Origin of the sequence: Pseudochelatococcus lubricantis, from assembly GCF_042432495.1 — a bacterium.
Taxonomy (GTDB): Bacteria; Pseudomonadota; Alphaproteobacteria; order Rhizobiales; family Beijerinckiaceae; genus Pseudochelatococcus; species Pseudochelatococcus lubricantis.
Genome location: NZ_JBHLXC010000024.1, coordinates 81,469 through 107,358 on the forward strand (window position 1 = coordinate 81,469; position 25,890 = coordinate 107,358).

At 65.2% G+C, this 25,890-nt stretch carries 23 protein-coding genes, 1 tRNA gene and 1 riboswitch; of the genes, 15 read left to right on the forward strand and 9 right to left on the reverse strand.

Annotation, left to right across the window (positions count from 1 at the left end):
• Positions 1-260 precede the first annotated feature (260 nt).
• From ACFFJ7_RS19565 to ACFFJ7_RS19595, 7 genes are all read left to right on the forward strand, one after another.
• Entirely contained in the window at positions 261-1,262 is a 1,002-nt protein-coding gene (locus ACFFJ7_RS19565; RefSeq protein WP_377594666.1) for an ABC transporter permease, read from the forward strand.
• Positions 1,256-2,053, forward strand: a complete 798-nt coding sequence (locus ACFFJ7_RS19570; protein WP_166955200.1) for an ABC transporter ATP-binding protein — start codon at positions 1,256-1,258, stop codon at positions 2,051-2,053. The genes ACFFJ7_RS19565 and ACFFJ7_RS19570 overlap by 7 nt, the downstream gene beginning before the upstream one ends.
• Before the next feature lie 59 nt (positions 2,054-2,112).
• Positions 2,113-3,135 (forward strand): ABC transporter substrate-binding protein, encoded by a 1,023-nt coding sequence (locus tag ACFFJ7_RS19575; RefSeq protein ID WP_166955198.1) that lies wholly within the window; start codon positions 2,113-2,115, stop codon positions 3,133-3,135.
• Between the two features lie 88 nt (positions 3,136-3,223).
• The gene (locus ACFFJ7_RS19580; protein ID WP_377594670.1) at positions 3,224-4,243 is read left to right on the forward strand and encodes an ABC transporter permease; all 1,020 of its coding nucleotides are present in this window, start codon (positions 3,224-3,226) and stop codon (positions 4,241-4,243) included.
• On the forward strand, positions 4,237-4,659 hold the full coding sequence (locus ACFFJ7_RS19585) for a copper resistance CopC family protein (protein ID WP_166955194.1): 423 nt from the start codon (positions 4,237-4,239) through the stop codon (positions 4,657-4,659). The genes ACFFJ7_RS19580 and ACFFJ7_RS19585 overlap by 7 nt, the downstream gene beginning before the upstream one ends.
• Before the next feature lie 10 nt (positions 4,660-4,669).
• Positions 4,670-5,074 carry a copper resistance CopC family protein gene (locus ACFFJ7_RS19590; protein WP_377594672.1) on the forward strand — a complete coding sequence of 135 codons (405 nt, stop codon included), beginning with the start codon at positions 4,670-4,672 and terminating at the stop codon, positions 5,072-5,074.
• Entirely contained in the window at positions 5,074-6,957 is a 1,884-nt protein-coding gene (locus ACFFJ7_RS19595; RefSeq protein WP_377594675.1) for a CopD family protein, read from the forward strand. The genes ACFFJ7_RS19590 and ACFFJ7_RS19595 overlap by 1 nt, the downstream gene beginning before the upstream one ends.
• A gap of 29 nt (positions 6,958-6,986) precedes the next feature.
• Here the strand turns inward: ACFFJ7_RS19595 and ACFFJ7_RS19600 are convergent, their stop codons facing one another.
• Positions 6,987-8,336: an LLM class flavin-dependent oxidoreductase gene (locus ACFFJ7_RS19600; RefSeq protein WP_377594677.1), complete on the reverse strand. Its 1,350-nt coding sequence runs from the start codon at positions 8,334-8,336 to the stop codon at positions 6,987-6,989.
• Between the two features lie 137 nt (positions 8,337-8,473).
• On the opposite strand from ACFFJ7_RS19600, the gene ACFFJ7_RS19605 reads away from it, so the two are divergent.
• Together ACFFJ7_RS19605 and msrC are read left to right on the forward strand one after the other, a co-directional pair.
• A complete protein-coding gene (locus ACFFJ7_RS19605; protein WP_377594679.1) occupies positions 8,474-9,691 on the forward strand; it encodes an acyl-CoA dehydrogenase family protein in 1,218 nt (405 codons plus the stop codon).
• A gap of 99 nt (positions 9,692-9,790) precedes the next feature.
• Positions 9,791-10,282 (forward strand): free L-methionine (R)-S-oxide reductase MsrC, encoded by a 492-nt coding sequence (gene msrC, locus ACFFJ7_RS19610; protein WP_166955184.1) that lies wholly within the window; start codon positions 9,791-9,793, stop codon positions 10,280-10,282.
• 47 nt (positions 10,283-10,329) lie between these two features.
• Here msrC and ACFFJ7_RS19615 read toward each other — a convergent pair whose 3' ends face one another.
• Entirely contained in the window at positions 10,330-11,019 is a 690-nt protein-coding gene (locus ACFFJ7_RS19615; RefSeq protein ID WP_166955182.1) for a hypothetical protein, read from the reverse strand.
• Between the two features lie 163 nt (positions 11,020-11,182).
• Positions 11,183-11,575, reverse strand: a complete 393-nt coding sequence (locus ACFFJ7_RS19620; RefSeq protein WP_208394307.1) for a MerR family transcriptional regulator — start codon at positions 11,573-11,575, stop codon at positions 11,183-11,185.
• A gap of 137 nt (positions 11,576-11,712) precedes the next feature.
• Between ACFFJ7_RS19620 and ACFFJ7_RS19625 the strand changes: the two genes are divergently transcribed.
• Entirely contained in the window at positions 11,713-12,018 is a 306-nt protein-coding gene (locus tag ACFFJ7_RS19625; RefSeq protein WP_166955180.1) for a hypothetical protein, read from the forward strand.
• Here the strand turns inward: ACFFJ7_RS19625 and ACFFJ7_RS19630 are convergent.
• Entirely contained in the window at positions 11,987-12,640 is a 654-nt protein-coding gene (locus tag ACFFJ7_RS19630) for a TetR/AcrR family transcriptional regulator (protein ID WP_377594682.1), read from the reverse strand. The genes ACFFJ7_RS19625 and ACFFJ7_RS19630 overlap by 32 nt on opposite strands.
• A 102-nt stretch (positions 12,641-12,742) precedes the next feature.
• Between ACFFJ7_RS19630 and ACFFJ7_RS19635 the strand changes: the two genes are divergently transcribed.
• On the forward strand, positions 12,743-13,210 hold the full coding sequence (locus ACFFJ7_RS19635; protein ID WP_377594684.1) for a hypothetical protein: 468 nt from the start codon (positions 12,743-12,745) through the stop codon (positions 13,208-13,210).
• 511 nt (positions 13,211-13,721) lie between these two features.
• On the opposite strand, the gene ACFFJ7_RS19640 is transcribed toward ACFFJ7_RS19635, so the two are convergent.
• The 4 genes from ACFFJ7_RS19640 to ACFFJ7_RS19655 all read right to left on the reverse strand — a co-directional run bounded on the left by ACFFJ7_RS19640 (position 13,722) and on the right by ACFFJ7_RS19655 (position 16,404).
• Positions 13,722-13,796, reverse strand: a tRNA-Gly gene (locus ACFFJ7_RS19640).
• A 164-nt stretch (positions 13,797-13,960) separates the two neighbouring features.
• A complete protein-coding gene (locus tag ACFFJ7_RS19645) occupies positions 13,961-14,170 on the reverse strand; it encodes a hypothetical protein (RefSeq protein ID WP_166955174.1) in 210 nt (69 codons plus the stop codon).
• A 399-nt stretch (positions 14,171-14,569) separates the two neighbouring features.
• Entirely contained in the window at positions 14,570-15,241 is a 672-nt protein-coding gene (locus ACFFJ7_RS19650; RefSeq protein ID WP_166955172.1) for a response regulator transcription factor, read from the reverse strand.
• 365 nt (positions 15,242-15,606) lie between these two features.
• On the reverse strand, positions 15,607-16,404 hold the full coding sequence (locus tag ACFFJ7_RS19655) for a phosphodiester glycosidase family protein (RefSeq protein WP_377594687.1): 798 nt from the start codon (positions 16,402-16,404) through the stop codon (positions 15,607-15,609).
• Positions 16,405-16,833: 429 nt separating this feature from the next.
• Here ACFFJ7_RS19655 and ACFFJ7_RS19660 point away from each other — a divergent pair, with 429 nt between their 5' ends.
• From ACFFJ7_RS19660 to ACFFJ7_RS19675, 4 genes are read left to right on the forward strand one after another with little or no spacing between them, the layout of a single operon-like run.
• On the forward strand, positions 16,834-19,767 hold the full coding sequence (locus ACFFJ7_RS19660; protein ID WP_166955168.1) for a ribonucleoside-diphosphate reductase subunit alpha: 2,934 nt from the start codon (positions 16,834-16,836) through the stop codon (positions 19,765-19,767).
• A gap of 25 nt (positions 19,768-19,792) precedes the next feature.
• Positions 19,793-20,956 (forward strand): ribonucleotide-diphosphate reductase subunit beta, encoded by a 1,164-nt coding sequence (locus ACFFJ7_RS19665; protein WP_377594690.1) that lies wholly within the window; start codon positions 19,793-19,795, stop codon positions 20,954-20,956.
• 6 nt (positions 20,957-20,962) lie between these two features.
• Entirely contained in the window at positions 20,963-22,357 is a 1,395-nt protein-coding gene (locus ACFFJ7_RS19670; protein ID WP_377594692.1) for an anthranilate synthase component I family protein, read from the forward strand.
• A complete protein-coding gene (locus ACFFJ7_RS19675; protein WP_377594694.1) occupies positions 22,354-23,145 on the forward strand; it encodes an aminotransferase class IV in 792 nt (263 codons plus the stop codon). The genes ACFFJ7_RS19670 and ACFFJ7_RS19675 overlap by 4 nt, the downstream gene beginning before the upstream one ends.
• Here ACFFJ7_RS19675 and metE read toward each other — a convergent pair whose 3' ends face one another.
• Entirely contained in the window at positions 23,146-25,518 is a 2,373-nt protein-coding gene (metE, locus tag ACFFJ7_RS19680) for a 5-methyltetrahydropteroyltriglutamate--homocysteine S-methyltransferase (RefSeq protein WP_377594696.1), read from the reverse strand. It lies immediately after the preceding gene.
• Between the two features lie 114 nt (positions 25,519-25,632).
• A riboswitch (cobalamin riboswitch) is annotated at positions 25,633-25,880 on the reverse strand.
• Between the last annotated feature and the right edge of the window lie 10 nt (positions 25,881-25,890).

The window sequence follows — 25,890 nt, forward strand, 5'->3', positions numbered from 1 at the left end:
TATTATGGTACTCACACCTAGTTAGCGCGACAGCGTGCCGCCGCTCGTTGTCTGCGCTTAAAATGAGTTTTCTGACAATCGGTTACGTGACATCAACGCTCCGGCGCCAGTGATACGAAACATCTAAAAGTCTTCTTGACTTATAGATTTTATGTAATGAATATCGTGCCGCGTCGCTGCGGAAACGCCGGGTAGCCGCCTCGGCCATTTGCCCTTGCGTCGACGGCGAGAAATGCCCCTGAACGAATGACGGAGACATCATGAGCGATGTGACAGCGTTGCATCCCGGCGATACCGACCTATCGGTGGCGACGGGTCGGACGGAGGCGTTGACAGGCATCGCCGCCGGTCTGGCGTGGCTGCTTGCGGCGGTCGCGGCCGCTGCGTTCGACGATCTTGGCGACTGGCTGGAGACACAGAACTACGCGATCGGCGTCGGCGTGTTCGGGCTGTCGTTCATTGTTCTCGGGCTGACGGGCCGGTGGTTTCCGCGCGGTGCCGCGTGGGTCACACGGGCCGGCCCGTGGCTGATCGCACTGGGTCTCGTGCTGACGCTGTGGCAGCTTGCCGCCGCCAAGCTCGGCTGGCTGCCGCAGCCCTTCTTCCCGCCGCCGCAGGGCATTCTGGAGGTTTATACCTTCGAATACGAGGAGCTGGCATCGCACTTCCTCGCCTCGTTCCGGCTGCTCGCGGTGGGCTTCGTGATCGGCACCATCGCAGGCTTTCTCGTCGGCGTGTCCATCGGCTGGTCCCACAAGGCGGGTTACTGGGTTCATCCGGTGTTGCGTTTCATCGGGCCGCTGCCGGCGACGTCTCTGCTGCCGATCGTGTTCTTCGCCTTTCCGTCGAGCTGGAGCGCCAGCATCTTCCTGATCGCGCTCGCGGCCGGCTTTCCGGTGGCGGTACTCACGTGGTCGGGCGTCGCGAACGTCAACACCGCCTATTACGACGTGGCACGCACGCTGGGCGTGAAGCCGCTCGGCCTCATCTTCAAGGTCGCGATCCCGGCGGCGCTGCCGAATGTGTTCATCGGCCTGTTCATGGCGCTCGGCGCCGCGTTTTCCGCGCTGATGGTCGCCGAACTTGTCGGCGTCAAGGCCGGGATCGGTTTCTACATCCAGTGGTCGCAGGGGTGGGCGTCATATGCCAACGTCTACGCGGCGCTGATCCTGTTGGCGCTGCTCTGCTCCGGCTCGATCACGCTGCTGTTCCGCATCCGCGACCGTCTTCTTTCCTGGCAGAAGGGTCTTGTGAAATGGTAGCGGTTGAATTGCGGCCCGAGCAACCGGCCGCCTCGGCGGGCGCGTCTCTCGATATCGAAAACGTCAGCCATGCCTTCGATCTCGACGGGTCGGTGCTGCGGGTGCTGGATTCCGTGAGCCTGAACGTGGAGCCCGGCGAATTCGTCGCCCTGCTTGGGCCGTCGGGCTGCGGCAAGTCGACCCTGCTGCGCCTCATTGCCGGATTGGAGCCGCCACGCGCCGGGCAGCTGCGGGAAAACGGCCAGCCGATCACCGGGCCGCATCCGTCCCGCGTCGTGGTGTTCCAGGATCCGACGCTGTTTCCGTGGCGCACCGTGTGGAACAATGTCGCGCTCGGCCCGGAGGCGCAGGGCTCCCTGAAGCAGCAGCGGGAGCGCGTCGATGCGACGATCGATCTCGTCGGTCTGTCGCAGTTCGCCAAAGCCTATCCGCACCAGCTTTCCGGCGGCATGGCGCAGAGGGTGGCGCTCGCGCGCGCGCTGGTCAACGACCCCGAGATCCTCATCCTCGACGAGCCCCTCGGCAAGCTCGACTCGCTGACACGTCTCACCATGCAGTCGGAAATCGTGTCGCTTTGGCGCTCCAAGGGTTTCACCTCGATCCTCGTCACGCACGACGTGGAGGAAGCGCTGTTCCTCGCCACCCGCGTGGTGATTTTCAGCGAGCGCCCGGCCCGCATCAAGGCCGATTTCAGGGTCGACCTGCCCTATCCGCGCCATCGCGGCGACCCTCGCCTCGCCGAACTGCGCCGCGAGAGCCTCGCGCTGCTGGGGCTTGCCGCGAGCTGGTGAGACTTCCGCCGGATTTAAGGTGAACGAACAAACGTATCCATCGACAGGAGATTGCCAAAATGTCCGCTTCCTCAAGCAAGTCGCCGTTGCTGTCGCGCCGCGCCGTTCTCGGCGCGACGGCACTGGCCGCGGGTGCCCCGTTCGTGGGCGGCCTGCTGCCCGTCCCGTCCTTCGCCCAGTCGTCGGAGCCGATCAGGCTCGGCTGGACCGGCACCGGCATCTGCCTCATCTCGATCCCGGTGGCCCGTGACAAGGGCTTCTTCACGAAGCATGGCGCGAACGTCGAGTTCGTCAACTTCGGTTCGAACTTCGCATCCGGCATCGAGGCCGTGTCGTCCGGCAAGCTCGATGTCTTCGTCAACTTCATCCTCCAGTACATCAAGCCGCTGGAACAGGGCGTCAACGTGCAGTTCACCGGCTCGGTGCACGGCGGCTGCATTCGCCTGCTGGCGCGCTCTGGCTCGGAGGAGACCGACTACGCCTCCCTGAAGGGCAGGGCAATCGGTGTGCGCTCCATCGACAGCCCCGGCAAGCAGTTCCTGTCAGTGCAGCTCTACAAGGCCGGCATCGACCCGCAGACGGAAGTCGAGTGGAAGGTCTATCCCGTCGACCTGCTCGGCGAGGCCATCAAGAAGGGCGAGATTCAGGCGGCCATCGACGCCGATCCGGGCATCTATTTGGTGCTCAAGAACAGCAACGGCACCCTGAAAGAAATCGGCGGCCTGCACACCGGCCAATATGCGAACCTCGCCTGCTGCGCCATCGGCATCAGCAAGGAGTTCGTCGAGGCACGGCGCGGCGATGCGGCGGCGGTGACGCGCGCGCTGCTGGAGGCCGCGCAGTGGACGCACGAAAACCCCGACGAGGCGGCCGACCTGTTCACGAATTACTCGCCCGTCGACCGCAATACGCTCGCGGAGATCATCCGCAGCCACAATCACTCCGTCAACCTGCCGGTGGGAGACACATTCCGCGCGCAGCTAGAAACCTACGCGACCGAACTCAAGACGGTCGGCATCGTCCGTCGCCGCACGGACCCGCAGGCGTTCGTGCGGCGCATCACGGCCGACGTGCTGAGCTGACGGAATCGGGCCTGGTTCCGGCGGCCTGCCGCCGCCGGGACGTTTGAAACGGCGCGGTCGCCCGCGCCACGGTACTACAGGTGAGAACGTGAGCGATCATACGGCACTTTCAGGAACGCCGATCGGTTCCCTCGACATTTCGGGGCACGGCGACGACACCGCGCTGCGCCCGCCGCGCACTCTGCTCGTCGCCGCCGGCGCATGGGCGGCCGCGGGCGTCGTGACGCTCTTCTGGCCGAACATTCAGGAATTCGCACGCACGTCCGACCTCGCGGTCGCGCAGTGGATCGTGGCGCTGCTGCTGGTTGTGGGCTATGCGTTGCATGCGCGGCTTGGCAAGGTCGGGCGCTGGTTCGGCACCAACGCCGCGCGCCTGGCCGGGCTCGCCGTCCTGCTGTCGATCTGGCAGATCGCCTCGGCGAAGATCGGCCTCTGGCCGCAGCCCTACATTCCGCCGCCGCAGGGGGTGATAGACGCTTACGTCACAGACTGGAAACGTCTGGCAGACAGCGTGGCCGCCTCCCTCGTGCTGCTGTCCACGGGCATTGCCGCCGGTGCCGCAGCCGGATTCGTGACAGGGCTCGCGACGGGCTGGACGCGGAAGGTGGGCTACTGGACGAATCCTGTCCTGCGCCTCATCGGCCCCATTCCGGCCACCTCCCTCATTCCGATTGCCCTGTTCCTGTTTCCGACAAGCTTTAGCGCCAGCGTCTTTCTCGTTGCGCTGGCAACGTGGTTCCCGGTCTCGGTGCTCACCTGGTCGGGCGTCGCCAGTGTCGACAGCAGCTACTACGACGTCGCACGCACGCTCGGCGCCCGGCAGCGCTTCCTGCTGCTGAAGATCGCCATTCCGGGCTCGCTGCCGCATGTCTTCGTCGGCCTGTTCATGGGGCTCGGCAGCGCGATCTCGGTGCTTGTCGCGGCGGAGATGGTCGGCGTCAAGTCGGGCCTCGGCTACTATCTGGACTGGGCGCAAGGCTGGGCGGCCTACGGTCATCTGTTCGGCGGTCTGCTGGTGATGGCCGTATTGTTCTCCTCCCTCACGACGTTGCTGTTCCGCTTCCGGGACAGGTTGCTGATCTGGCAGAAAGGCGAAGTTCAATGGTGAATTCTTTCGGAAACCGGCTCCCGTCCCGCATCGGGGCCGCCGCGCACCTTGCCGCCGGGTTCCGCGCCGTCGCGCTGTCCAGCGCGCTGTTCGCGGCCGTCGTCGGCACGGCGTTCGCGCATGCGCATCTCGAAGCCTCCTCTCCAGCGGTGGACTCCGCCGTGCGTATCTCGCCGAAGGAAGTGACCGTCACCCTCACCGAAAAGCTAGAGGCCGGCCTTTCTCGCATCGAGGTGCGGGACGCTTCGGGCAAGCAGGTGGATCGCGGCGACACGCGCGTCTCGAAGGACGACCCGCGCACGATTTCCGTGAGCGTCGGAGACCTCGCGCCGGGCATCTATTCGGTGAAATGGTCCGTGACGTCAGTCGACACGCACGGCACGGACGGATCGTTCCGCTTCACCATCAAGCCCTGAGATCGTTACCATGACGATATTCACACGGACTCCCTCCTCCCGGATCGCGCGCTGGGTCGGTCCGATGACGTTCAGCCTCGCCTCGGCGCTGACCTTCTCCCCGCCGGCCCTCGCCCATGTCCGCACCGTCGCCACCGCGCCCGTCGCCAACGAAGCCGTGGCGCCGGCGCCCGGCGAGGTCGTGCTGACCTTTTCGGACAAGGTGCAGCCCGATCTGTCACGCATCACCGTGACCGACAGTACCGGCGCGGCGGTCGACGCCAACGACACGGCAACCTTCGGCGGCGATGCGACGAAGCTCGGCGTCAACCTCGGGCCGCTCGCCCCCGGCACCTATACGGTGTCCTGGTCGGTTATCTGCATCTACAACCATAAAGTGAGCGGCAGCTACACTTTCCAGGTCAAGCGCCAATAATGTGGGCCGGTGTCGCGGGAGTGGACTGGGGGCCGGCGCTGGTGGCGCTGCGGCTGGCGCGCGGCGTCGATCTTGCGGCATCTATCGCCCTGTTCGGCACGCTGTTGTTCTGGGTCGTCATTGCACAACCGCTCTCCCCGCCCGGAAAGAGCGATGTCCTGCGGGCGGGGATTGCGCGGCTCGTGCGCATCACGATCGCGGTCAAGATCGTGGCTGCGCTGGCCTGGCTGCCGCTTCAGGCAGCCGAGATGGGCACCGGACGGGTCGATGCCTCGCGCTCCTTTGCCGATCTCGTCGCCATCGTGGCGTTCGACACCTCCTTCGGGCGCGCACTGGCCCTGCGCACGGCGCTCGCCGTCGCGGCGGCATTCGTCGCAGGCGGGCTGGGCAGCCGCAGGCGCGTGGCGGCGGGCACACTGATCGCCGGGCTGGCACTCTGCCTGCAGGCGCACCTCGGCCACGCGGCGGCAACCGAGGGGCTTCTGCTGCCTGCATCGGTGGCGCTGCACGTCGTCGCGGCCGGTGCATGGCTCGGCGGGCTTCTGCCGCTGGCGCTGACGCTCGCCGCGTGGCCGGATGTCGCCGCACACACCGCGCGCCGCTTCTCGTGGCTGGGCCTCGCCGCCGTCATCCTGCTGACGGGCACGGCCGCCGTGCAATCCGTCGAACTGGTGGGCCATGTCGGCGGGTGGTTCGGCACTGCCTACGGCATCGTTGCGCAATGGAAGATCGCCGGCCTTGCGCTGCTGCTCGCCTTCGCGGCGCTCAACCGCTTCGTACTCACGCCGTCGGTGGCGGGCGCGGGAACCGGCCCGCGCCCGCTCATCATCAGCGTCGCCACGGAGACTTTCGTCGGACTGGCGGTCGTGGCGCTGGGCGTGTGGCTCGCCACGCTGCCGCCGGGAGCGCATATCCAGCCGGTATGGCCGTTCGCCTTCCAGCCCGATTATACGGATATCGCCGCGCCGCACGTGCGGCGGGAAATCTGGCGCGCCCTGCTGCTGCTCGGCGTGGCGGCGGCGGGCGTCGCATCGCTGTTCTGGCGGCCGCTGCGGATTGTGGGGCCGATCGCGGCTATCCTGACATTCGCCTGGCTGCCGACACCCAACTGGCGGCTCCTCGCCCGGCCCGCAACGGAAACGAGCTTCTACCGCTCCGAAACGCGCTTCACGGCCGCCTCCATCGCCCGGGGCGAGGAATTGCTGCGCCGTCATTGCACCGCCGCCTGCTTCCGGCCCGTCGACGACCCCTCCGATCTCACGCCCTACAACCTGTGGGCGCGCACGGACGGCGACCTGTTCGGGTGGCTGACGCGGGTGTTCGACGTGATCGGGCACAGCCCCTTCGAGCACGGCGCCATCGCACGGCTGAGCGAGCGCGAGCGCTGGCTGCTGATCGACTATTTCCGGGCGCGCGTGGCGGGATCGGCCGTGAACGGCAGCGAGCGCTGGCGCTATCCGATCCCCGCGCCGGCGCTCGGGCTGACCTGCGCCGACGGGCGGAAGCGGCAGCTGCGGGACCTGTCGGGCCGCATCGTGCAGATCGTGGCGAGCGGGGACGGCCGCCTTCCCCGCCTGCCAGAACCGCCGCCGGACATCGGCGTGGCCACCGTCGTGCTTTCGAAGCGCGAACCCGCGATCGGGGAACTTGCCGGGGATATTTGCTACACGTCCTCGCCCGATTCCTGGACCGCGTTCGCCATCGTCAGCGACGTCGACGAAAGCGCGTTGGCGGGCACGCGGATCCATATCGACGCCAACGGCTGGCTACGCACGCGCGTGCTGCCCTCCGACGTCCTCGACGACGACACATGGCGGCTCGAAATCGCCGACATCGCCAGCGCACCCCTCGTGGCGGACGTCTCGGGCGGACACGGGCATTGAGCGGATGGAATCATTGCCGCGCCGGGGCCTTACCCCGCGGCGCGACTTTCCGCGAAGCGGCTGGACGGACGCTGGAGACCGAGGTGGTCGCGCAGCGTCGAGCCGGCATATTCGCGGCGGAATATCCCCCGGTTGCGCAGGATGGGAACGACGTGCTCGACAAAGTCCTCAAGGCCGGAGGGCTCGACATCCGGCATGAGGTTGAAACCGTCGACGGCGCCCGCCGCGAACCATTCCTCGATCGCATCCGCGAGCTGTTCCGGGCTGCCGATGACCAGCCGGTGCCAGGATTGCACCCGGTCGAGAAGTTCGCGGACCGTGAGCGTCTCGCGGCGCGCCAGCCGGAGCGCGATCTCGCGTGCGCCCTGCGAATGGGGCGAGAGTTCGGTCGTTTCGAGCAGCGAGCGCGGCAGCGGCTTGTCCCACGCCAGTTCACCCGCGTCGACTCCGAGCTGGCGCGCGAAGGTCGCCAACCGACGATCGCCCGCCAGATCGTTGAGCACGCGCGCCCTCTCCCGCGCTTCGGCTTCCGTGCCGCCGAGTATGAAGGACAGACCCGGCATCACCCTGATCGCATCGGCCGGGCGCCCATAGGCAGCCGTGCGCCGCCGCAGGTCGCGCGTGAATTCGAGCGCGTGGTCGAGCGACCCCAGCGACGCGAAAACCGCGTCGGCGTGACGGGCCGCGAGATCGAGCCCGCCGGGCGATCCCCCGGCCTGAAACAGCACCGGCTGGCCCTGCGGCGCACGCGGCAGGTTGAGCGGGCCCTTGACGCTGAAGAACCGGCCGCGATGGTTCACGGGACGGACCGAATGCGGGCGGGTGAACTGTGCCGCCGTCAGATCGGCGACGAGGGCGTCGTCGTCCCAGCTATCCCAGAGCGCACGCACGACATCCACGAATTCCACCGCCTTCGCGTAGCGCTGCTCGCGGTCGGCGTGCGGCTCGCCGCCGAAGTTATCGGTCGTCGCCGCGTCCCAGGTCGTGACGACGTTCCACGCCGCGCGCCCGCCGCTCAGATGGTCGAGCGATGCGATGCGCCGGGCAAGACCAAAAGGATTGTCGACCGTGGTGGACACGGTCGCGACGAGACCGACATGGCTCGTCTGCCCCGCGAGCACGGACAGCAGCACCACGGGATCGAAGGAGTTGACCGGCCCGGCGACCTGCCCGTCGGGACCGAGCGGAACGTTCGTGCCGTCGGCCAGAAAAATCGCATCGAGCGTGCCCTTCTCGGCAACCGCCGCGATGTGGCGCCACTGCGACGGCTTGATGTAGCCCAGCGGGTCCGTGCCCGGAAACTGCCAGGCGGCCGGATGCATCCCGGCTGCGAGCACGTTCAGGCCAAGATGCAATTCCCGTTTGCTGGCTGTCGGCATGGCTGTGTCCCTGCGGTTGATCGACCCGAGGCAAAACATTAGCCAGCCGGCTCCTTGCGCACAATATAATTTTTATATAATTTATCGAATTTATAGCATTATCCCGCAGACAGAACGATACCGGAGCCTCTCCCATCATGACCGCAGTCCAGCACATCCCCGCAGAATCCCTTGACGTCCTGCCCGACCTGCAACCGGTGTTCGATGAGATCGCCGCGACCAGTTCCGAGCGCGACAGCGAGCGGATTCACCCTCTCGACGTTCTGGAAAAGCTCCGCGCGGTCCGTTTCGGCGCGAGCCGTTTTCCCGCCGCGGAAGGAGGCCGGGGGGCTTCGTGGCGCGAGACGCTGGACGCACTGGTGAGGCTGGCGGAGGCCGATTCGAGCGTCGCGCATGTCTTCCGCAACCATCTCTTCGTCAGCGAACGTTTTCTGACGGGCCGGGAGGAAGGCTACAATCCCGAGTGGCGGAAGGCTGTGCTGCGCGGCGAACTCATCGGCCTCGCGACGACGGAACTCGACCGCAAGCAGACCGGCGGGCGCGGCGACCTCAAAACCGTCCTCACCCCGGACGGCGACGGCTTCCGCTTGAACGGAACGAAGTTCTACAGCACCGGCACGCTCTATGCCGAATGGACGCTGGTGCGCGCCACCGGCCCCGGCGACGAGGACGTGTCCATCATCATTCCGACCAGCCGCGAAGGCGTGGAGCGGATCGACGACTGGGACGGCATCGGCCAGAAAGTCACCGGCAGCGGCACCACCAATTTCCATGACGTCCGGGTGGAGGCCGACGAAATCATCCGCGACGCCCGCCCGTTCGTGCAGCCATTTTCCAGCACCATCGCCCAGACCGTCGTCACTGCGGTGAATGCCGGCATCCTGCGCGCCGTGCTGCGGGATGCGAAAGCGCTGCTGCTCGGCCGCACGCGCAACTTCTATTATGCGCCCGCTTCCGTCGCCGCCGATGATCCGCTGCTGCAGCAGACCATCGGGCGTATCTCCGGCGATGCCTTCGCGGCCGAACTCGCCATTCTGGCCGTGGGCGACACGCTGGACGCTTTTGCCGATGCTCGGGACGGCGGCGCGGATGAAGAGACGCTGGCGGACCTCGCTCACGAGGCCTCCATCGCCGCCGCCAAGGCGAAGATCGTCATCGACGAGTTCGTTCTGCGCTCGGCCAACGCCGCGTTCGAGGTCGGTGGCGCGACTGCCGCCACTTTGCGCAAGAATATCGACCGGCACTGGCGCAATGCCCGCACGTTGGCGTCGCACAATCCCGTGGTCTACAAGGCGCAGGCGCTGGGCGCCTATGAACTGCGCGGCACGAAGCTGCCGAGCCTCGGCTTTTTCTGACATCTTGCCGGCGGCGCAGGCCGTTGCGCCGCCGGACAAGCCGGGCGATAACGCGGTAGCACCGCGTGCCGGCGCACTGCCCTTTTTCGAGGAAAACCAATGTTCGAGGCCCAGACGATCACCGTCGCCGACCCGCGTGCGTTCCATGACGATCTCGACCGGCAATTGCGCGCACTCATCGAGGGGGAGCGCGACGCGATCGCCAACGCGGCGAACGCCTCCGCGCTGATCTTCCAGCTCGTTCCCGATCTCAACTGGGCCGGATTCTACTTCCTGCGCGCTGACGACGAACTCGTGGTCGGCCCGTTCCAGGGCAGGCCCGCGTGCGTGCGCATCAAGGTCGGTAAGGGCGTTTGCGGCACGGCCGTGGAGCGGCGGGAGTCTATCGTCGTCGCCGACGTCCACGCCTTCCCCGGCCACATCGCCTGTGACGCCAACTCACGTTCGGAGCTGGTAGTGCCGCTGTTCCACGGCGACAGGGTACTGGGCGTGCTCGACCTCGACAGCCCGGTGCCAGGCCGTTTCGGCGAGGCTGAGCGGATCGGCTTCGAACGCCTCGCGGCCACCTACGTCGCGGGTACCGACTGGTAGGACGGCGGCGGCTCGCCCGGCATCCGCCGCTGCCCACGCATCCGGCGTCACGTTGCCGCCGGCTTCGCCGCGTGGCCCTGTTCGACGAGCCAGCCGTCATGCAGCCACTTCTCCGTCTGACGATGGCCGGGTAAGGTAATCCAGACGATATCGCGCTCGAACACCATCGCCTTGCGGTCGGGGCCGACGATCACCCAGAACCAGCGGCCGTCGACGGTGTTGCGCATCTTCACCTTCATGCCGGTCAGCGTGAGATTCTCCGCGCGGCCGTCGCGCGTTACGCGCAGAGGCTCGTCGTGCGGCTCGATCCAGCTGAGCTGAAGACCGGGCAGCAGATCGGGCGCGGCCTGCCGCAGGAAAGCCATGGCAATCTCCCGCGCCTCCTCCCGCGACGGCAGGTCGCCGCCCATGAGGTCGAGGTCCATGCGGGCGAAGCCTTTCAGGCGGCCGTCCGCGGCGACGATCGTGCTGAAATGCTCGCCGCCGGCAAAGGCGTTGCGGCCGTCCGCGCGTTCATAGCGCACGAGTTCCGCGTGTTCGCCGTCGACAGCAGCGGCCCGGCGGCCGGCCTCGCGGTAGCCGGCGGGAAGATGCTGGCGGATGACGGCGGCAGATACGTCCGGAGCGGCAGTGGTCATGGCGGGTCCTTTCTTCGTCTGCGCAAGGGCAACGGTGGCAACGGTCGCGGCCAACAGGCCCAGAACGGCGATAGCGATAACGGGCGTTATGCGGGGCATGACCGGTTTCCTCATGTTGCGGTGGACGGCACAGGCCGGCGGGCGACATCCGCCATGAGCAGCGCAAGCAATGCGACGGCACGAAAAGTCATGCGTCAGTGCCCTTTCGTAAATTGACGTTAGCTTTAGATTTGAGGGATGCGGCGGCCACTCCCCTTGCCTCTCACTCGGCCTGTTTCGCTTCGGCGATCAGGTGTTCCATACGGGCAATGTTCCGTGCAAGGTCGCGCCTGAACGCTGCCAACTCTTCAAGCTGGGCATCGGCTTTGGCGAGCTGGGCCTGAAGGATGTCCAGCACCTTTTCCTTGCCCCTGACGCCGGTTGCATCCTCGAAATAGAGGTCGATCACACCGGCGATTTCGTCGAGGCTGAGGCCAAGCCGCTTCAGCGTGGCAATCTTCTCCAGACGCTTCAGGGCTGTTCCGTCATAGTAGCGATAGCCCGCCCCCTCCCGCTCGGCCGGTTTCACCAGCCCGAGCCGTTCGTAGTAGTGAATGGTGCGATGACTGACCCCGGCGCGCTGCGCAAGCTCGCCGATCTGCATGAGAGACGACAAACGATCACCTTTATCAAGCTGACGTCCAGTGTAGATTATGCATGAAACGCCGCTTCGTCAATAGCGGGCGCGATAGCGATATGCGGCGGCATGCCTCATGATGCGGCTCCCGGGGTACAAGCAGGACGGTGACGAGAATGGACAAGGATCTGGAGCGGATGGACCGAGATGCCCTCATCGCGGAGGTGAAGCGGCTTCGTGACGGCATTCGCCGGCATCGCGACAGTTCCGGCCATGACCTGTGCTGGTATCATCCGCAGCTCTGGGGACTGCTGCCGGAACCGGCGGCACCGGAGGTGGCGGTGCCGCCGTGGCCGAAATTCATGCGTGGCTGCGTGGCGTTCCGGTCGAGCCTCGACAGAGAATTGCCGGATGCGCCGGTGGCGGACGTGGAATTCGATGCACCCGCCGTCACGAGCGCGGCAGACCGGCGATCCGGCTGATGAAAAGGCGCAGGGCCCTGCGCACGGCGAGGGCGGGCGGCTCAGCGGGATGCCATTCCGGAAAGTGACCATCTATGGCCATGCGCGCGAGGCCGTAAACGAACGCGCGCGGGGCGAGCACCAGGAGGTCGACATCGCTCTCCGGCGCCAGCTGCCCTTGCCGTTTGGCCTCGGTCAGCAACGCGGCCATTCTTTGCCGGATGGCCTCATTCTGGCTGCGGAGACTGTCGGAGGCCTCGAAATCGATCAGTTTGCGGGAGCTGATGATCTGAAAATGGGTAGGGTTGGCAATCGCCCATTGCAGATAGCCCTGCCCGATCGCCTCGACGGCCGCGAGCGGATCCGCTCCGTCGGCAGCCGCCTGTGCCTCGGCGACAGCCGCCGTCAGGCGGTCCATGGCCTGTTCGGCGACCGCCGTCAGAAGCGCCGCCTTCGAGCGGAAATGCCGGAAGGGAGCGCCCGGTGAAACCCCGGCCCGCTTCGCCGCCTCGCGCACGGACACATGCTCGACACCGCGTTCGGCAATGATCTCCACGGTCGCGGCAATCAGGGCCTCGACCAGATTGCCATGATGGTAGCGCTTGGGGTCACCGGTCTCGCCGGCGTCGGTCGTCTCGGTCATATCCCTCCGCATAGCACGGCGCGGAAATGTAATCACCGATTATTTCCTTGCGCTCGCACACTTCCTATATAATCGTTGATTACATTATCGATGGAGGTATCCATGTTCCGCATCATCGCAACGGCCGGCCTCGCCCTTGCCCTGCTGTCGCCCTTGCCTGCGGCAGCGCAGGACAAGCCCGCCGTCGAAATCGTGTGGCCCCCGGCCGGATCGGTCGTCACGCTCGGAGAGGACACCGAAAAGGCGATTGGCGTCGTCGTCAGAAGCAACTTCGCGCTGCTCCCGGCCGGCCAGTGCGGTGACAACCGGCAATGTGGCCACGTGCACATGAAGATCGACCCGGACGGCGATACCTGCAACATTCCCGGCAGGCCCTACAACAGCATGAACAGCGACTTCGGCGGTGACCTCATCAAGGCACGTTTCGGCCATTGCCCGGACGCAACCGGCCAACACGTGATCGGCATCCTGCTCGCCGACGACCGCCATCGGCCCATCCTCGTGGACGGCAAGCCCGTGACGGCTCTGGTGAAGGTGATAACGAAACAGGCCGAGCCGGCGACCCGGTGAACGCCGTGATTGTGAACATCGCGTTCGCCACCGACAGATGATGCCGCGCTTCCAGCCCCGCCCCGGCTGCGATTGACAAGAAAATCTAACGGATATGTAGAAATATTTATATGCGAGATTTTACTGCCGCTATTTAGATAATAAAGACGGCTAACCGCGCTGCTTTGCATATCCGATACGCGCTATATACATGTATAAAGAGATTTTAGAAATAATGCAGAAAAAATCCCGGAGTATGGACAGAGCATCACTTGAGGGTTCTGGTCCCTTTTCCCTCATGCGATAAGGCGGCACGGCAAAGCCTCCACCCCGTTTCGGCGATGCCGTGCCGCCTTCCCAGCCGGCCACGGTACCCGTCACGGACAGGAGCGACAACGACGCACCGACATGGCGAGAAGAGACGCGCCGATTCGCGTCACGTCGAGAGCCCCGAAACCCCTGCCAGCGCAATGACCCTCAAGGAATTCAGACAAAAAGAAACCCGCCAACCGACTGAGTTAGCGGGGATTTCTGGAGCGGGCGATGGGAATCGAACCCACGACATACAGCTTGGGAAGCTGTCGTTCTACCACTGAACTACGCCCGCGACCGGCAGGATGCAGATTTGTCTGATACCGCCTTTTGCAGTGCTCGCCAAGGAAAATCGCACAGGCGGATGCGGGTGTCACCAAGCAAATACGGGAGCAGATTTCGCTGCTCCCGTACCACAAGTCATGAATGCGACAGAAACGCGGATGGCCGTGCCTGTCGTCATGCGGCGCGAGCGGCGGCGCGCTGCGCGGTGAAGTGACCGCACCAGTCCTCAGCCGTCACGACGGGCCAAAGCGACTTGGCTTCCGAACCGGCCTGGGGCGCGGGCGGGTTGAAACGGCAGACGCCGGCTTCCGTCGCGGAGGCGGCGGCCGCCTGCTTCGTGGCGTCGTCGAAAAAGACGCAGTTCGTGCAGGAAGTCGTATTCATCGTCGTTCTCCTCATTCTTTGAAACAGGTTCCGAAGGCAGCGGATGGAGGGTTTCGCCGCCTTGATTGAAATCACTATAAATTAGATTCATTCCAAAATGCAAGCAAAATATCGGCCGAAGATGTGAAATTCCGGACCCGCACGGCGGCGTCGGATAAAATCTGCATGTTTTTCATAGAGATATAAGGATTCGCATCGGACGAAGTTCTATTTCCCGAGTAGCCCTCCGGGCAGCTAGCTCGCGCGGGACCGGTCGATGCACCGCGCATGCTGCCCTGTGCCTCCTTCAAGGGAAAGCCGATGCAAGCGGGTCGCCCCCTGCTTTTCCGGCAAGAGGGGCCCGGCGGTAGGCAGCGCGACCGAGACGGCCCAGGTAACCCGGCACCCCGATCAAGCCGCTCAACCGATATAGGTGTAGCCGAGATACCGCTTTGCCTCGATCGGGTCATAGCCGAGACGTATGCGCAGTTTCTTGCGCAACTTGCTCATATGTCCCTCGATGACGTTTTCCTCGACGTTCTCGTTGAAAATTCCATAGATCGCGTTGAATATCTGCGCCTTGCTGACACGCCTTCCGCGGTTGCGCACCAGATACTCCAGGATATGGCGCTCGCGGCGCGGCAGGATGAACTTTTCGCCGTTGATCTCCGGATCGCGCCCGTCGAAAAAAACCTGAATGCCCATGCGGCCCAGCTCGCTGTCGACACGCGCATTGATGCGCCTCCAGATCGCGTCGACACGCGCCAGAATCTCCCGCACGTGGATGGGTTTGCGGACGACATCGTCGATGCCGCCCTTGAACAGTTGCAGCGTCTGCTCAAGCGAACGGGTCTCGTTCATCGCGATGATGGGCGCGCGGCAATGCGTCCGGATCATATCGGCACACGATACACGCTCGTCGAAATCACCAAGCAGGAAGCCCTGGACGCACTCCAGATCGGGGTCGGAAGTCGTGGACAGCCACTCGCGAAAGTCCCCGGCGTTAAAGCCAAGCGATGGCAAGCCTTCGCGATCGAAACCCGCGACATAGCCATCCGTTACGATCTGCCGCTGATCAACAACAACGTACATCACCGCCACCTGAATCGTAAAATCCAGATCACCATAGCTTAAAAAAATAAATCATGGCAATATCTCGCAATAAACGAAAGTATAACTCAATTATATTAAGCCGATAATTATGGTTAAATTATTTTATTTATTTGAATTTATATCAAAAAATATTTCTATTATATAATAATATGTATATTATATATAATAATAGTTTTTATAAAATATTGATATATTTTAATAAAATAAATAAATATTTGATCGCATGGCGCGCCATCCCAATAGCGACCACCTTAACGTCGTCCCTGAAAATATAATTACCAGCAGTTGCGCTTGACTATGGATTGTGCGGCGCAGCGATAAGTAAGATGGCGGCGCAACAAGTGTTATCTGGGCTCTACACTTATTATGGGCCCCAGTCTCCTGTCCGTCAGGCCGCCCAGATCGTATGATAACGGGGCCCTGACGCTGCCATCGACTGACAGGCGCGAGACGGAACCATCGAGATAGAGGGCATCGGGGCAACGCAGTTCGTCGCGGAAGAGCCGGGCGAACTGGCCGAAGCTGATTCCCTGCCGGGAAATCGCCAGCACCACCGTGCCGTCCGCGCGCACGCCGACGCCGTTGCGAATCTTGCGCGAGTCGCCGTCCGATTTGAACCGGGGATGAATGCGGCCACCCGTCACGAGCAGCGGGCCGGACTGCGTGGCGACATCCGGCCTGATTCCACGCTTGAGGAAGGCCTGCGTCTCCGCAACGCCCGCCCTGCTGCCCCTGACAAAGAAAACGCCGTTCGGCTTCATATAGAAGTTGCCGGTGCCACGGCGGGTGTTGGCCGGGTGGCGCACCTGCCCCGCGCTGACGAAAAGCCCCACGGGCGACAGATTCTCCTCGAACATGCCGGCGTTCATCGTGATCAGGCCCCGCCTCCCCTGCCGCGCGAGTTCCCGCTCCAGCGCACCGAGCGAACCGTAGGGCGCGCCCTTGGAGTCGTCCCAGTGAAGGTCAATACGGTAGCGCCGCAGGTCGATCTCGCAGACCGTGTGCCCCACGCCGGCGAACGAGACCTCCCTGCACATCTGCGCGCCTTCGCGCGAAACGGCGCCTGACGCACAACACAAAGTGGCGACGCCCGCCAGCACGGCAGCCAGAAGGCGGCGCCCTGCCGCGCCCGCAACCGCCATGCGCCGCTTTCCCACAAGACTCCCGCTATTCACAGCCCCCCTCCCGTTTCCGCAACTCCACAGACTCCACCGAACCGTCGTGGTATCAGGTCGGATATCACCTGCCGGGCCGGCCGGCAGCCCGGCGATCATAGCGGAATCGCACCGCTCGGCTACCGACGCGGCAGTGGATAAGACGATCACACGCTCAATACCAGTTATTGACGAAACAGGGTCAATGGGGCACTATATCTTGTGTCTACGGCGCGATTTTATCTGCCGGTGCGGACCAGCGTTGAGCGTCCCGACAACAAGGTTTCATCCCCGGGCAGGATCGGGGCCAAGCTGATCGATGCCCGTGCCGGAAAGCGGCGACGGGCGTCCGGTTGGCGGCATCCGCCTGTCATCACTTCTGAATTGCGATCCGAAGCTTCAAGCAGGAACAGGCCGATGTCTCTGTCACCCGATAACCCCGCGTGGAAATCCGTCCCTGCCACCCTGCCCTCCGGCGCGCCGCATGCGGCGCAGGCAGGGACTGGCGGGGCGCTGGCATTCTCCGTCATCCGCCGCAATGGCTCGCTGTCGCCGTTCGATGCCTCCAAGATCGCGGTGGCTGTCACCAAGGCGTTCCTGGCGGTCGAGGGGAATCAGGCCGCCGCCTCTCGGCGCGTGCATGAGATCGTGGAGGAGCTGACGCAGCAGGTCGTCGTCGCCCTCACACGCCGTGTCGACGGCGAGCGCGCGATCCATATCGAGGATATCCAGGATCAGGTGGAGCTGGCGCTGATGCGCGGCGGCCATCACAAGGTCGCGCGTGCTTATGTGCTCTATCGCGAAGAGCGGGCGAAGGAACGTGCAGCCAAGGCGAAGCTCGCCGGCGAGCCTACGGTCACGCTCAACGTGCGTTCCAGCGACGGCAGCCTTTCGCCGCTCGACGACAGGCGGCTTGCGCGCGTCATCGCCGATGCGTGCGGCGGCCTCGACGGCACCTCGGCCGAGACCGTGCTCGCGGAAACCCGGCGCAACCTCTACGACGGCATTTCCTCCGACGAACTCGCGCTGGCGCAGATCATGGCGGCGCGCACCCTCGTCGAGACCGAACCGAACTATGCTTTCGTCTCCGCGCGCCTGCTGCTCGACAAGCTGCGCCGCGAGGCGCTGACCTACGTCCTCGGCAACGCCCGCGAGGCGGCCGATGCCGCGACCGGCGATCATTACGCCCCCTACTTCCCCGGCTTCATCGCCAAGGGCATCGCCGCCGAGCTGATCGAGCCGGAACTGGCCCGCTTCGACCTCGCGAGGCTTGCGGCGGCGCTGAAGCCGGAGCGTGACCGGCAGTTCCAGTTCCTGGGCCTGCAGACGCTTTACGACCGTTATTTCCTGCACGACCACGGCACGCGCTTCGAGCTGCCGCAGGCGTTCTTCATGCGCGTCGCCATGGGGCTGGCCCTGCGGGAAATCGACCGCGAGGAGAAGGCCATCGAGTTCTACGACCTGCTGTCGTCGTTCGACTTCATGGCCTCGACACCGACGCTGTTCAACGCCGGCACCCTGCGTCCGCAACTGTCGTCGTGCTTCCTCACCACGGTGTCGGACGATCTCGAAGGCATTTTCAAGGCGATCAAGGACAACGCGCTGCTCGCCAAATATTCGGGCGGCCTCGGCAATGACTGGACGAGGGTGCGCGGCCTCGGCGCCCACATCAAGGGCACCAACGGCAAGTCGCAGGGCGTCGTCCCGTTCCTGAAGGTGGCGAACGACACGGCGATTGCCGTCAACCAGGGTGGCAAGCGCAAGGGCGCGGTCTGCGCCTATCTGGAGACGTGGCACGTCGACATCGAGGAATTCCTCGACCTGCGCAAGAACACCGGCGACGACCGCCGCCGCACGCACGACATGAACACGTCGAACTGGATTCCGGACCTGTTCATGGAGCGCGTCGCCGGCGACGGCCAGTGGACGCTGTTCTCGCCCGACGAGGTGCCGGACCTGCACGACCTCTACGGCGCTGCCTTCAGGACGGCCTACGAGAACTATGAGGCGAAGGCGGAGCGGGGCGACATCGCGGTGTTCCGCAAGGTGCGCGCGCTCGACCTGTGGCGCAAGATGCTGACCATGCTGTTCGAGACCGGCCATCCGTGGGTCACGTTCAAGGACCCGTGCAACCTGCGCTCGCCGCAGCAGCATGCCGGCGTCGTGCATTCGTCCAATCTCTGCACCGAGATCACGCTCAACACCTCCGCGACGGAAGTGGCTGTCTGCAATCTCGGCTCGATCAACCTCGTCAACCACATCGGCGAGAACGGCCTCGACCATGAGCATCTGGCGCGCACCACACGGGTGGCGATGCGCATGCTCGACAACGTGATCGACATCAACTTCTACACCATCCCGGAAGCGCGCCACTCCAACCTGCGCCACCGCCCTGTCGGCCTCGGGCTGATGGGTTTCCAGGACGCGCTGCAGCTCCTGCGCATTCCTTATGAGAGCGACGAAGCGGTGAACTTCGCCGACAAGAGCATGGAGGCGATCAGCTTCCACGCGATCAAGGCATCCTCCGATCTCGCCGCCGAGCGCGGGCGCTATGCCTCGTTCGAGGGGTCGCTGTGGTCGAAGGGCATCCTGCCGATCGATTCGATCGCCATTCTCGACGAGTCGCGCAACGGCACGCTTGAGATGGACCGCTCCACCAGCCTCGACTGGGACGGCCTGCGCGAGCAGGTGAAGCGCGTCGGCATGCGCAATTCCAACACCATGGCGATAGCGCCCACCGCCACCATCTCCAACATCTGCGGCGTGGCGCAATCGATCGAGCCCGCCTACCAGAACCTCTATGTCAAATCGAACATGTCGGGCGACTTCACCGTCGTGAACGCGCTGCTGGTGCGCGATCTCAAGGCGCGCGGCCTGTGGGACGAGGTGATGGTATCCGACCTCAAGTACTTCGACGGCTCGCTCGGCCAGATCGACCGCGTCCCCGACGATCTCAAGGCGCTCTACGCCACGGCCTTCGAGATCGACTCGGCCTGGCTGGTCGAGGCCGCCTCGCGCCGCCAGAAGTGGATCGACCAGGCCCAGTCGCTGAACCTCTACATCGCCAACCCCTCGGGCAAGAAGCTCGACGAGCTTTACCGCCTCGCCTGGCGCAAGGGCCTCAAGACAACCTACTACCTGCGGTCGACCTCCGCCACGCATGTCGAGAAATCGACGCTCAAGGGAACGGACGGCAAGCTGAACGCGGTCGCTGTCGCGCCTGCGGCAGCCTCGCCCGCGCCGGTGACGCACGCCGTGGCCCCCGCCGGCGCCAACGACATCCGTCTTGACAGCGTGGCATCCGGCAAGGCTTGCCTGATCGACGATCCCGATTGCGAAGCCTGCCAGTAATCATCGGCAGATAAGGAAGAAGAACATGCTCGACTGGTCCGAACCGTCCTCCATCGCGCAAAAGGCGGCTGCCGCCGGTTTCGCCGCGGGCGTCGCGCCCGCGGCGGATACGGCCGGCGGGGACGCCACCGGTCTTGACGCCACCGGTCTTGGCGCCATCGACCGCAACGCGGCGCGTGTCACCGTCGACGACAAGGCGATGATCAACTGCCGCGCAGACGTCAACCAGCTCCTGCCGCTGAAGTATCACTGGGCCTGGGAGAAGTACCTCGCCGCCTGCAACAACCACTGGATGCCGACCGAGGTTTCCATGCAGGCCGACATCGCCCTGTGGAAGTCGCCCGACGGGCTCACCCCCGACGAGCGCCACGCGATCAAGCGTAACCTCGGCTTCTTCGCTGCCTCGGAAAGCCTTGTCGCCAACAACATCGTGCTGGCGATATACCGCCACCTGACCAACCCCGAATGCCGGCAATACCTGCTGCGTCAGGCGTTCGAGGAGGCGGTACACACGCACACCTTCCAATACATCGTGGAAAGCCTCGGCCTCGACGAAGGCGAGCTGTTCAACATGTACCGCGAGGTGCCTTCCATCACCGACAAGGCGGCGTGGGCGCTCTCCTACACCCAGCATCTCGACGATCCGGAGTTCACCACCGGCACGCCGGAGAAGGATCAGGCGTTCCTGCGCGATCTCGTCGCCTTTTACGTGGTGTTCGAGGGCATGTGGTTTTACACCGGTTTCGCTCAGATCCTGTCGCTGGGACGGCGCAACAAGATGGTCGGCGTCGCCGAGCAGTACCAGTACATCCTGCGCGACGAATCGATCCATCTGAACTTCGGTATCGACGTGATCAACCAGATCAAGGCCGAAAACCCGCATCTGTGGACTGACGCATTCCAGAAGGAAGTGCGCAATATGCTTGCGGAGGCCGCCGAACTTGAGGCGGGCTACGGCCGCGATACCATGCCCCGCGGCTTCCTCGGCCTCAATGCCGGGCTGTGCGAGCAGTACATGCACTTCATCGCCAACCGCCGCTGCGCCCAGCTCGGCCTCGCGCCGGTGTTCGCCCCGGCCGAAAATCCGTTCCCGTGGATGTCGGAGGCGATGGACCTCAAGAAGGAGAAGAACTTCTTCGAGACCCGCGTCATCGAATATCAGAACGGCGGCGCGCTGAGCTGGGATTGATCCGGTTTGCGGATAACCTCCCTTCCCTTTGGCGACCCGCTGGCAACGTTCCAGCCCTTCGCCGACGATCCCGTGGCCGCGCTGCTCGACAGCGCGGCCGTTGGTGATGTGCGCAGCCGCTTTTCCTATCTCGCCGTCGAGCCGTTCTCGGTCATCACTGCCGATGAGCGTGGCGTGCAGGTCGACGGCGCGCAGGTCGACGGCGATCCGTTCGCCGTGCTGCAACAGGCGCTCTCCCGTCTGCGCGGCGGCTTCGAAGCTCACCCGGCCGTGCCTTTCCGCGGCGGCGCGGTTGGCTATCTCGCCTATGAAATGGGCCGGCACGCCGATCGCTTTCCGCCCCTGCCCGCCGATCCCTTTTCCGTGCCGGAGATGGTCATCGGGCTCTATGACTGCGTCATCGCGTTCGATCACAGCGCGCGCAGGGCCTTCCTCATCAGTACCGGCCAGCCGGAAACCGACCCTACCCGGCGGGAGGCACGGGCACGGGCGCGCGAGGCGCATGTCCTGCAGCGGCTCACCCAGGGCGCGGCACTCCCGCCCCTCGACTGGTCGGTGCGTGGCGCATGGCGGGAGGAGCAATCGCGCGCCGACGCCGAACGGGCGGTCGCCCGGGTCGTCGACTACATCCACGCCGGCGACATCTTTCAGGCGAACCTCACCCAGCGCCGGCTTGCTTCCCGGCCGGCGGGCCTCGACGATTTCATGCTCTACCGGCGGCTGCGGTCCATCAGCCCCGCGCCCTTCGCCGCCTTCCTCCGCTGCGGCCCGGAAACGAGCGTTCTTTCCGCCTCACCGGAGCGTTTTCTGGCGCTCGACCGCGAGGGCCATGTCGAAACCCGGCCTATCAAGGGCACCATGCGGCGGGATCCCGATCCCATCCGGGACGCCGAACTCGCGGCGGCGCTCCGGACAAGCGTCAAGGACCGGGCCGAAAACCTGATGATCGTGGATCTCATGCGCAACGATCTCGGCCGCATCTGCGAGCTGGGCAGCGTTGCCGCGCCCGCGCTGATGGAGCTGGAAACCTTTGCCTCCGTGCATCACCTCGTTTCCGCCGTCACCGGGCGGCTGCATGCGGGGCGCGATGCGGTGGACCTGCTGCGCGTATGTTTTCCCGGCGGTTCGATCACGGGGGCACCAAAAATCCGGGCCATGGAGATCATCGCGGAGCTGGAGCGGCGGCAGCGCGGCGTCTGCTTCGGCTCCGTCGTCCATATCGGCTTCGATGGCGCCATGGACAGCAGCATCGCCATCCGCACGCTTGTGCGCCACCGGGACACACTGATCGCACAGGCGGGCGGCGGCATTGTCGCCGATTCGCTTCCCGCAGGCGAGTATGAGGAAGCATTGCTGAAGATGCGCCCGCTGCTGCAGGCACTGACCGGGGAGATATCGTGATCGGCTGGCTGAACGGATCGTTGCTCGACGGCACCCGGCACGCGCTCTCCGTCACGGACAGGGGCTTTCTGCTCGGCGATGGCCTCTATGAGACGATCCGCGTCACGAACGGCGAAGCCGCTCACCTCGAACGCCATCTGGCGCGCTTGGCGCACGGCGCGGCGGTGATCGGCCTGCCGCTGCCCGCTGTCGATGTCGCGGCCGCCGTCGCCGCCGTCATCGCGGCCAACGCACTGCAGGCGGGCTCGCTGCGCCTCACCTTCACGCGCGGCTCCGGCCCGCGCGGGCTTCTGCCACCCGATGCGCCCGATCCCACGTTGCTGATAACGGCCTTCCCGGCATCGCCACAGGCTGCTACCGCACACGTCATTGTCGCCAGCCGCACCCGCCGCAACGAGCATTCGCCGGTCGCCGGCATCAAGAGCACCAACTGCCTCGACAACATCATCGCCCGCCTCGAAGCGCGCGATTGCGGCGCGGACGACGCCCTGCTGCTGAATACTGCGGGACGGATCGCGGAAGCGAGTGCCGCGAATGTGTTCGCGCTGATCGGCGGCGTTTGGCTCACGCCGCCGGTGGCGGAAGGCGCGCTGCCCGGCATCACGCGCGCGCGCATTCTGGAAACCGGGGGGCGTGAGGCCTCCCTGACCGTCGACGATCTGCTGAACGCGGACGAGATCGTGCTGACCAGCAGCCTCGGCATCCGCGCCGTGAAGGCGTTGGCGGGCAAGGATCTGCCCGCCAGCGGCCCCGGTGCATCGAGACTCGCCAGGGCGCTGTTCGGCTGATCAGCCCGCCGCTTCTTCGCGCAGGATGCGCGCGGCCGCGACGAGGTTGACGAGCGCCGGGCGCACCTCCTCCCACTTGCGAGTCTTCAGGCCGCAATCCGGGTTGACCCAGATCTGGTCGGCGGCAAGACGCTGGCAGGCCTTCTCCAGCAGTTCCACCATCTCCGCGACGGACGGCACGCGCGGCGAGTGGATGTCATAGACGCCCGGCCCGATTTCGTTGGGATAGCGGTAGGTTATAAAGGCGTCGAGCAGTTCCATCTTCGAGCGCGAGGTCTCGATGGAGATCACGTCGGCATCCATGGCCCCGATGGCGTCGATGATGTCGTTGAACTCCGAGTAGCACATGTGCGTATGGATCTGCGTTTCGTCCCGCACGCCGGACGACGTGAGCCGGAAGCTCTCCACCGCCCAGTCGAGGTAATGCTTCCAGTCCGCCTTGCGCAACGGCAGTCCCTCGCGAATCGCCGGCTCGTCGATCTGGATAACGCGGATTCCGGCGGCCTCCAGGTCCGCCACCTCGTCGCGCAGCGCCAGCGCGATCTGGCGGCAGACGTCGGCACGCAGGATGTCGTCGCGCACGAAGGACCATTGCAGCATGGTGACAGGGCCGGTCAGCATGCCCTTCACAGGCTTGTCGGTCAGCGACTGGGCGTAGGCGATCCACTCCACCGACATCGGCTGTGGGCGCGAGACATCGCCGAAAATGACGGGCGGACGCACGCAGCGCGAGCCGTAGCTCTGCACCCAGCCATTGCGGGTGAAGGCGTAGCCGTCGAGCAGCTCGCCGAAATACTGCACCATGTCGTTGCGCTCGAACTCGCCGTGCACGAGCACGTCGAGGCCGATCTCGTCCTGCCAGCGGACGGTGGCCGCCGTTTCCTTGCGCAGGAAGGCGTCATAGCCCGCGCCGTCCAGTTCGCCGCGCGTGTGGGCGGCGCGCGCCTTGCGCACCTCGCTCGTCTGCGGGAAGGAGCCGATGGTGGTCGTGGGGAAGCGCGGCAGATTGAGCGCCTCCCGCTGCGCCTCGCGCCTTTCGCTGAACGGGTGGGCGCGGCGTGTGTCCTCCGGCTTCACCGCTGCGAGGCGGGTGGCGACCGCCGGGTTGTGGATGCGCGCCGACGCGGCGCGCGTCCGCGCGGCAGCGGCGGAGGCGGCAAGCTCATCCTTCACGGCATCGCGCCCCTGCGCCAGCGCACGGCCCAGGATCGACAACTCGTCGAGCTTCTGGGCGGCGAAAGCCAGCCAGCCCTTCAGTTCCGCGTCGAGGCCGGTTTCAAGCGTGAGGTCGTACGGCACGTGCAGCAGCGAGCAGGAGGCCGAAACGATGAGATGATCGGTGCCCCGCCTTGCCGCGACGGGCTCGATGCGGTCGAGGATCGCCGGCAGGTTGGCGCGCCAGACGTTACGGCCATCGATCACGCCGAGCGACAGCACCAGCCCCGCCGGCGCCTCCGCCAGCAAGGCATCGAGCTGCCCGGGCGCCCGGGCGAGATCGAGATGCAGGCCGGCGACCGGCAGCGACAGCGCCGTCGCGCGGTTGTCCCCAAGCGCGCCGAAATAGCTGGTGAGCTGGATCTTCAGGCCCGACACGGCGCGGGCGAACATGCCATAGGCGGAGGCGATGGCGGCGCGGGTCGCGTCGTCGAGATCGAGCGAGAGCACTGGCTCGTCGATCTGCACCCAGTCGGCGCCGTGGGCGGCGAGGCGGCGCAGGATTTCCGTGTAGACGGGCAGCAGGCCAGGCAAAAGCGAAAGCGTATCAAAGGCTTCATCGCGGCTCTTGCCGAGCTTCAGGAAGGTGACCGGGCCGATCAGCACCGGGCGCGTGCGGTATCCGAGTGCCGCTGCCTCGCGAAACTCGTCGATGATCTTGGTAGAGGCGAGCGCGAACTCCTGGCCGCGCGAAAACTCCGGGACGAGATAGTGGTAGTTGGTGTCGAACCATTTCGTCATTTCCAGAGCCGGCAAGCCGGATGTCGAACCATGCGCATGGCCGTGAACGGCGCAGGCTTCGACGTCGCCCTCGGTGCCGCGGGCGAGCGCGAAGTAGGTTTCCAGCGACACCGGACCGCCCTTCCAGCCATAGGCGGCGGGAATGGCGCCGACGGCGACGGCGGTGTCAAGAACCTGGTCGTAAAGGGAAAAATCGTTCGACGGAATGTGCGCGATGCCGGCCGCGTGCTGGCGCGCCCAGTTGGCGACGCGCAGGCCGGCGGCGGTTTCGAGCAGGGCTTCCTGCCCGATCTTGCCGGACCAGAAGGCTTCGAGCGCCGTCTTCAGCTCGCGGCGGGGGCCTATGCGCGGCACGCCGAGGGTGGCGGTGGGCACAGAAGGCGGATTGGGAGACGAAGACGTATGAGACAAAGACATCGGCTATAACCCCTTGAAATGGGGGGCAAAAGGCCGAGCGGACGCACGCGGACGCCGCCCCGGGTCCACTCCGGGGACGCGCCACGACAGGCGACCACCGGGGACCCCGCCCGAGGACGTTCATGCATCGTGGCAGGTCTCCTGGCTCGCGGGTCAGCGCACCCGTCCGGCCTTCCCGATGGATGTGGCAAGAATGCCACCATCAGTGACACGAATTGGACGGGCGCTCGCCGCCGACAGTTGCGGGGTGCAGCTCCGGAATCGGATCGCGGCCGCTCCCGCGGCCACGCCCTGCACCGGATTCCCTCTTGGCTTCGCCGCCGCCGACGGCAGGGCGAAGAACCACGACCGTCGCACTATGACAGATCGGGA

Bases quoted from the DNA above. Each gene is read 5' to 3' on its own strand.
- ACFFJ7_RS19565 (WP_377594666.1), top strand. From the start codon at position 261: ATGAGCGATGTGACAGCGTTGCATCCCGGCGATACCGACCTATCGGTG.
- ACFFJ7_RS19570 (WP_166955200.1), top strand. From the start codon at position 1,256: ATGGTAGCGGTTGAATTGCGGCCCGAGCAACCGGCCGCCTCGGCGGGC.
- ACFFJ7_RS19575 (WP_166955198.1), top strand. From the start codon at position 2,113: ATGTCCGCTTCCTCAAGCAAGTCGCCGTTGCTGTCGCGCCGCGCCGTT.
- ACFFJ7_RS19585 (WP_166955194.1), top strand. From the start codon at position 4,237: ATGGTGAATTCTTTCGGAAACCGGCTCCCGTCCCGCATCGGGGCCGCC.
- ACFFJ7_RS19590 (WP_377594672.1), top strand. From the start codon at position 4,670: ATGACGATATTCACACGGACTCCCTCCTCCCGGATCGCGCGCTGGGTC.
- ACFFJ7_RS19595 (WP_377594675.1), top strand. From the start codon at position 5,074: ATGTGGGCCGGTGTCGCGGGAGTGGACTGGGGGCCGGCGCTGGTGGCG.
- ACFFJ7_RS19600 (WP_377594677.1), bottom strand. From the start codon at position 8,336: ATGCCGACAGCCAGCAAACGGGAATTGCATCTTGGCCTGAACGTGCTC.
- ACFFJ7_RS19605 (WP_377594679.1), top strand. From the start codon at position 8,474: ATGACCGCAGTCCAGCACATCCCCGCAGAATCCCTTGACGTCCTGCCC.
- msrC (WP_166955184.1), top strand. From the start codon at position 9,791: ATGTTCGAGGCCCAGACGATCACCGTCGCCGACCCGCGTGCGTTCCAT.
- ACFFJ7_RS19615 (WP_166955182.1), bottom strand. From the start codon at position 11,019: ATGCCCCGCATAACGCCCGTTATCGCTATCGCCGTTCTGGGCCTGTTG.
- ACFFJ7_RS19625 (WP_166955180.1), top strand. From the start codon at position 11,713: ATGGACAAGGATCTGGAGCGGATGGACCGAGATGCCCTCATCGCGGAG.
- ACFFJ7_RS19630 (WP_377594682.1), bottom strand. From the start codon at position 12,640: ATGACCGAGACGACCGACGCCGGCGAGACCGGTGACCCCAAGCGCTAC.
- ACFFJ7_RS19635 (WP_377594684.1), top strand. From the start codon at position 12,743: ATGTTCCGCATCATCGCAACGGCCGGCCTCGCCCTTGCCCTGCTGTCG.
- ACFFJ7_RS19645 (WP_166955174.1), bottom strand. From the start codon at position 14,170: ATGAATACGACTTCCTGCACGAACTGCGTCTTTTTCGACGACGCCACG.
- ACFFJ7_RS19650 (WP_166955172.1), bottom strand. From the start codon at position 15,241: ATGTACGTTGTTGTTGATCAGCGGCAGATCGTAACGGATGGCTATGTC.
- ACFFJ7_RS19655 (WP_377594687.1), bottom strand. From the start codon at position 16,404: ATGGCGGTTGCGGGCGCGGCAGGGCGCCGCCTTCTGGCTGCCGTGCTG.
- ACFFJ7_RS19660 (WP_166955168.1), top strand. From the start codon at position 16,834: ATGTCTCTGTCACCCGATAACCCCGCGTGGAAATCCGTCCCTGCCACC.
- ACFFJ7_RS19665 (WP_377594690.1), top strand. From the start codon at position 19,793: ATGCTCGACTGGTCCGAACCGTCCTCCATCGCGCAAAAGGCGGCTGCC.
- metE (WP_377594696.1), bottom strand. From the start codon at position 25,518: ATGTCTTTGTCTCATACGTCTTCGTCTCCCAATCCGCCTTCTGTGCCC.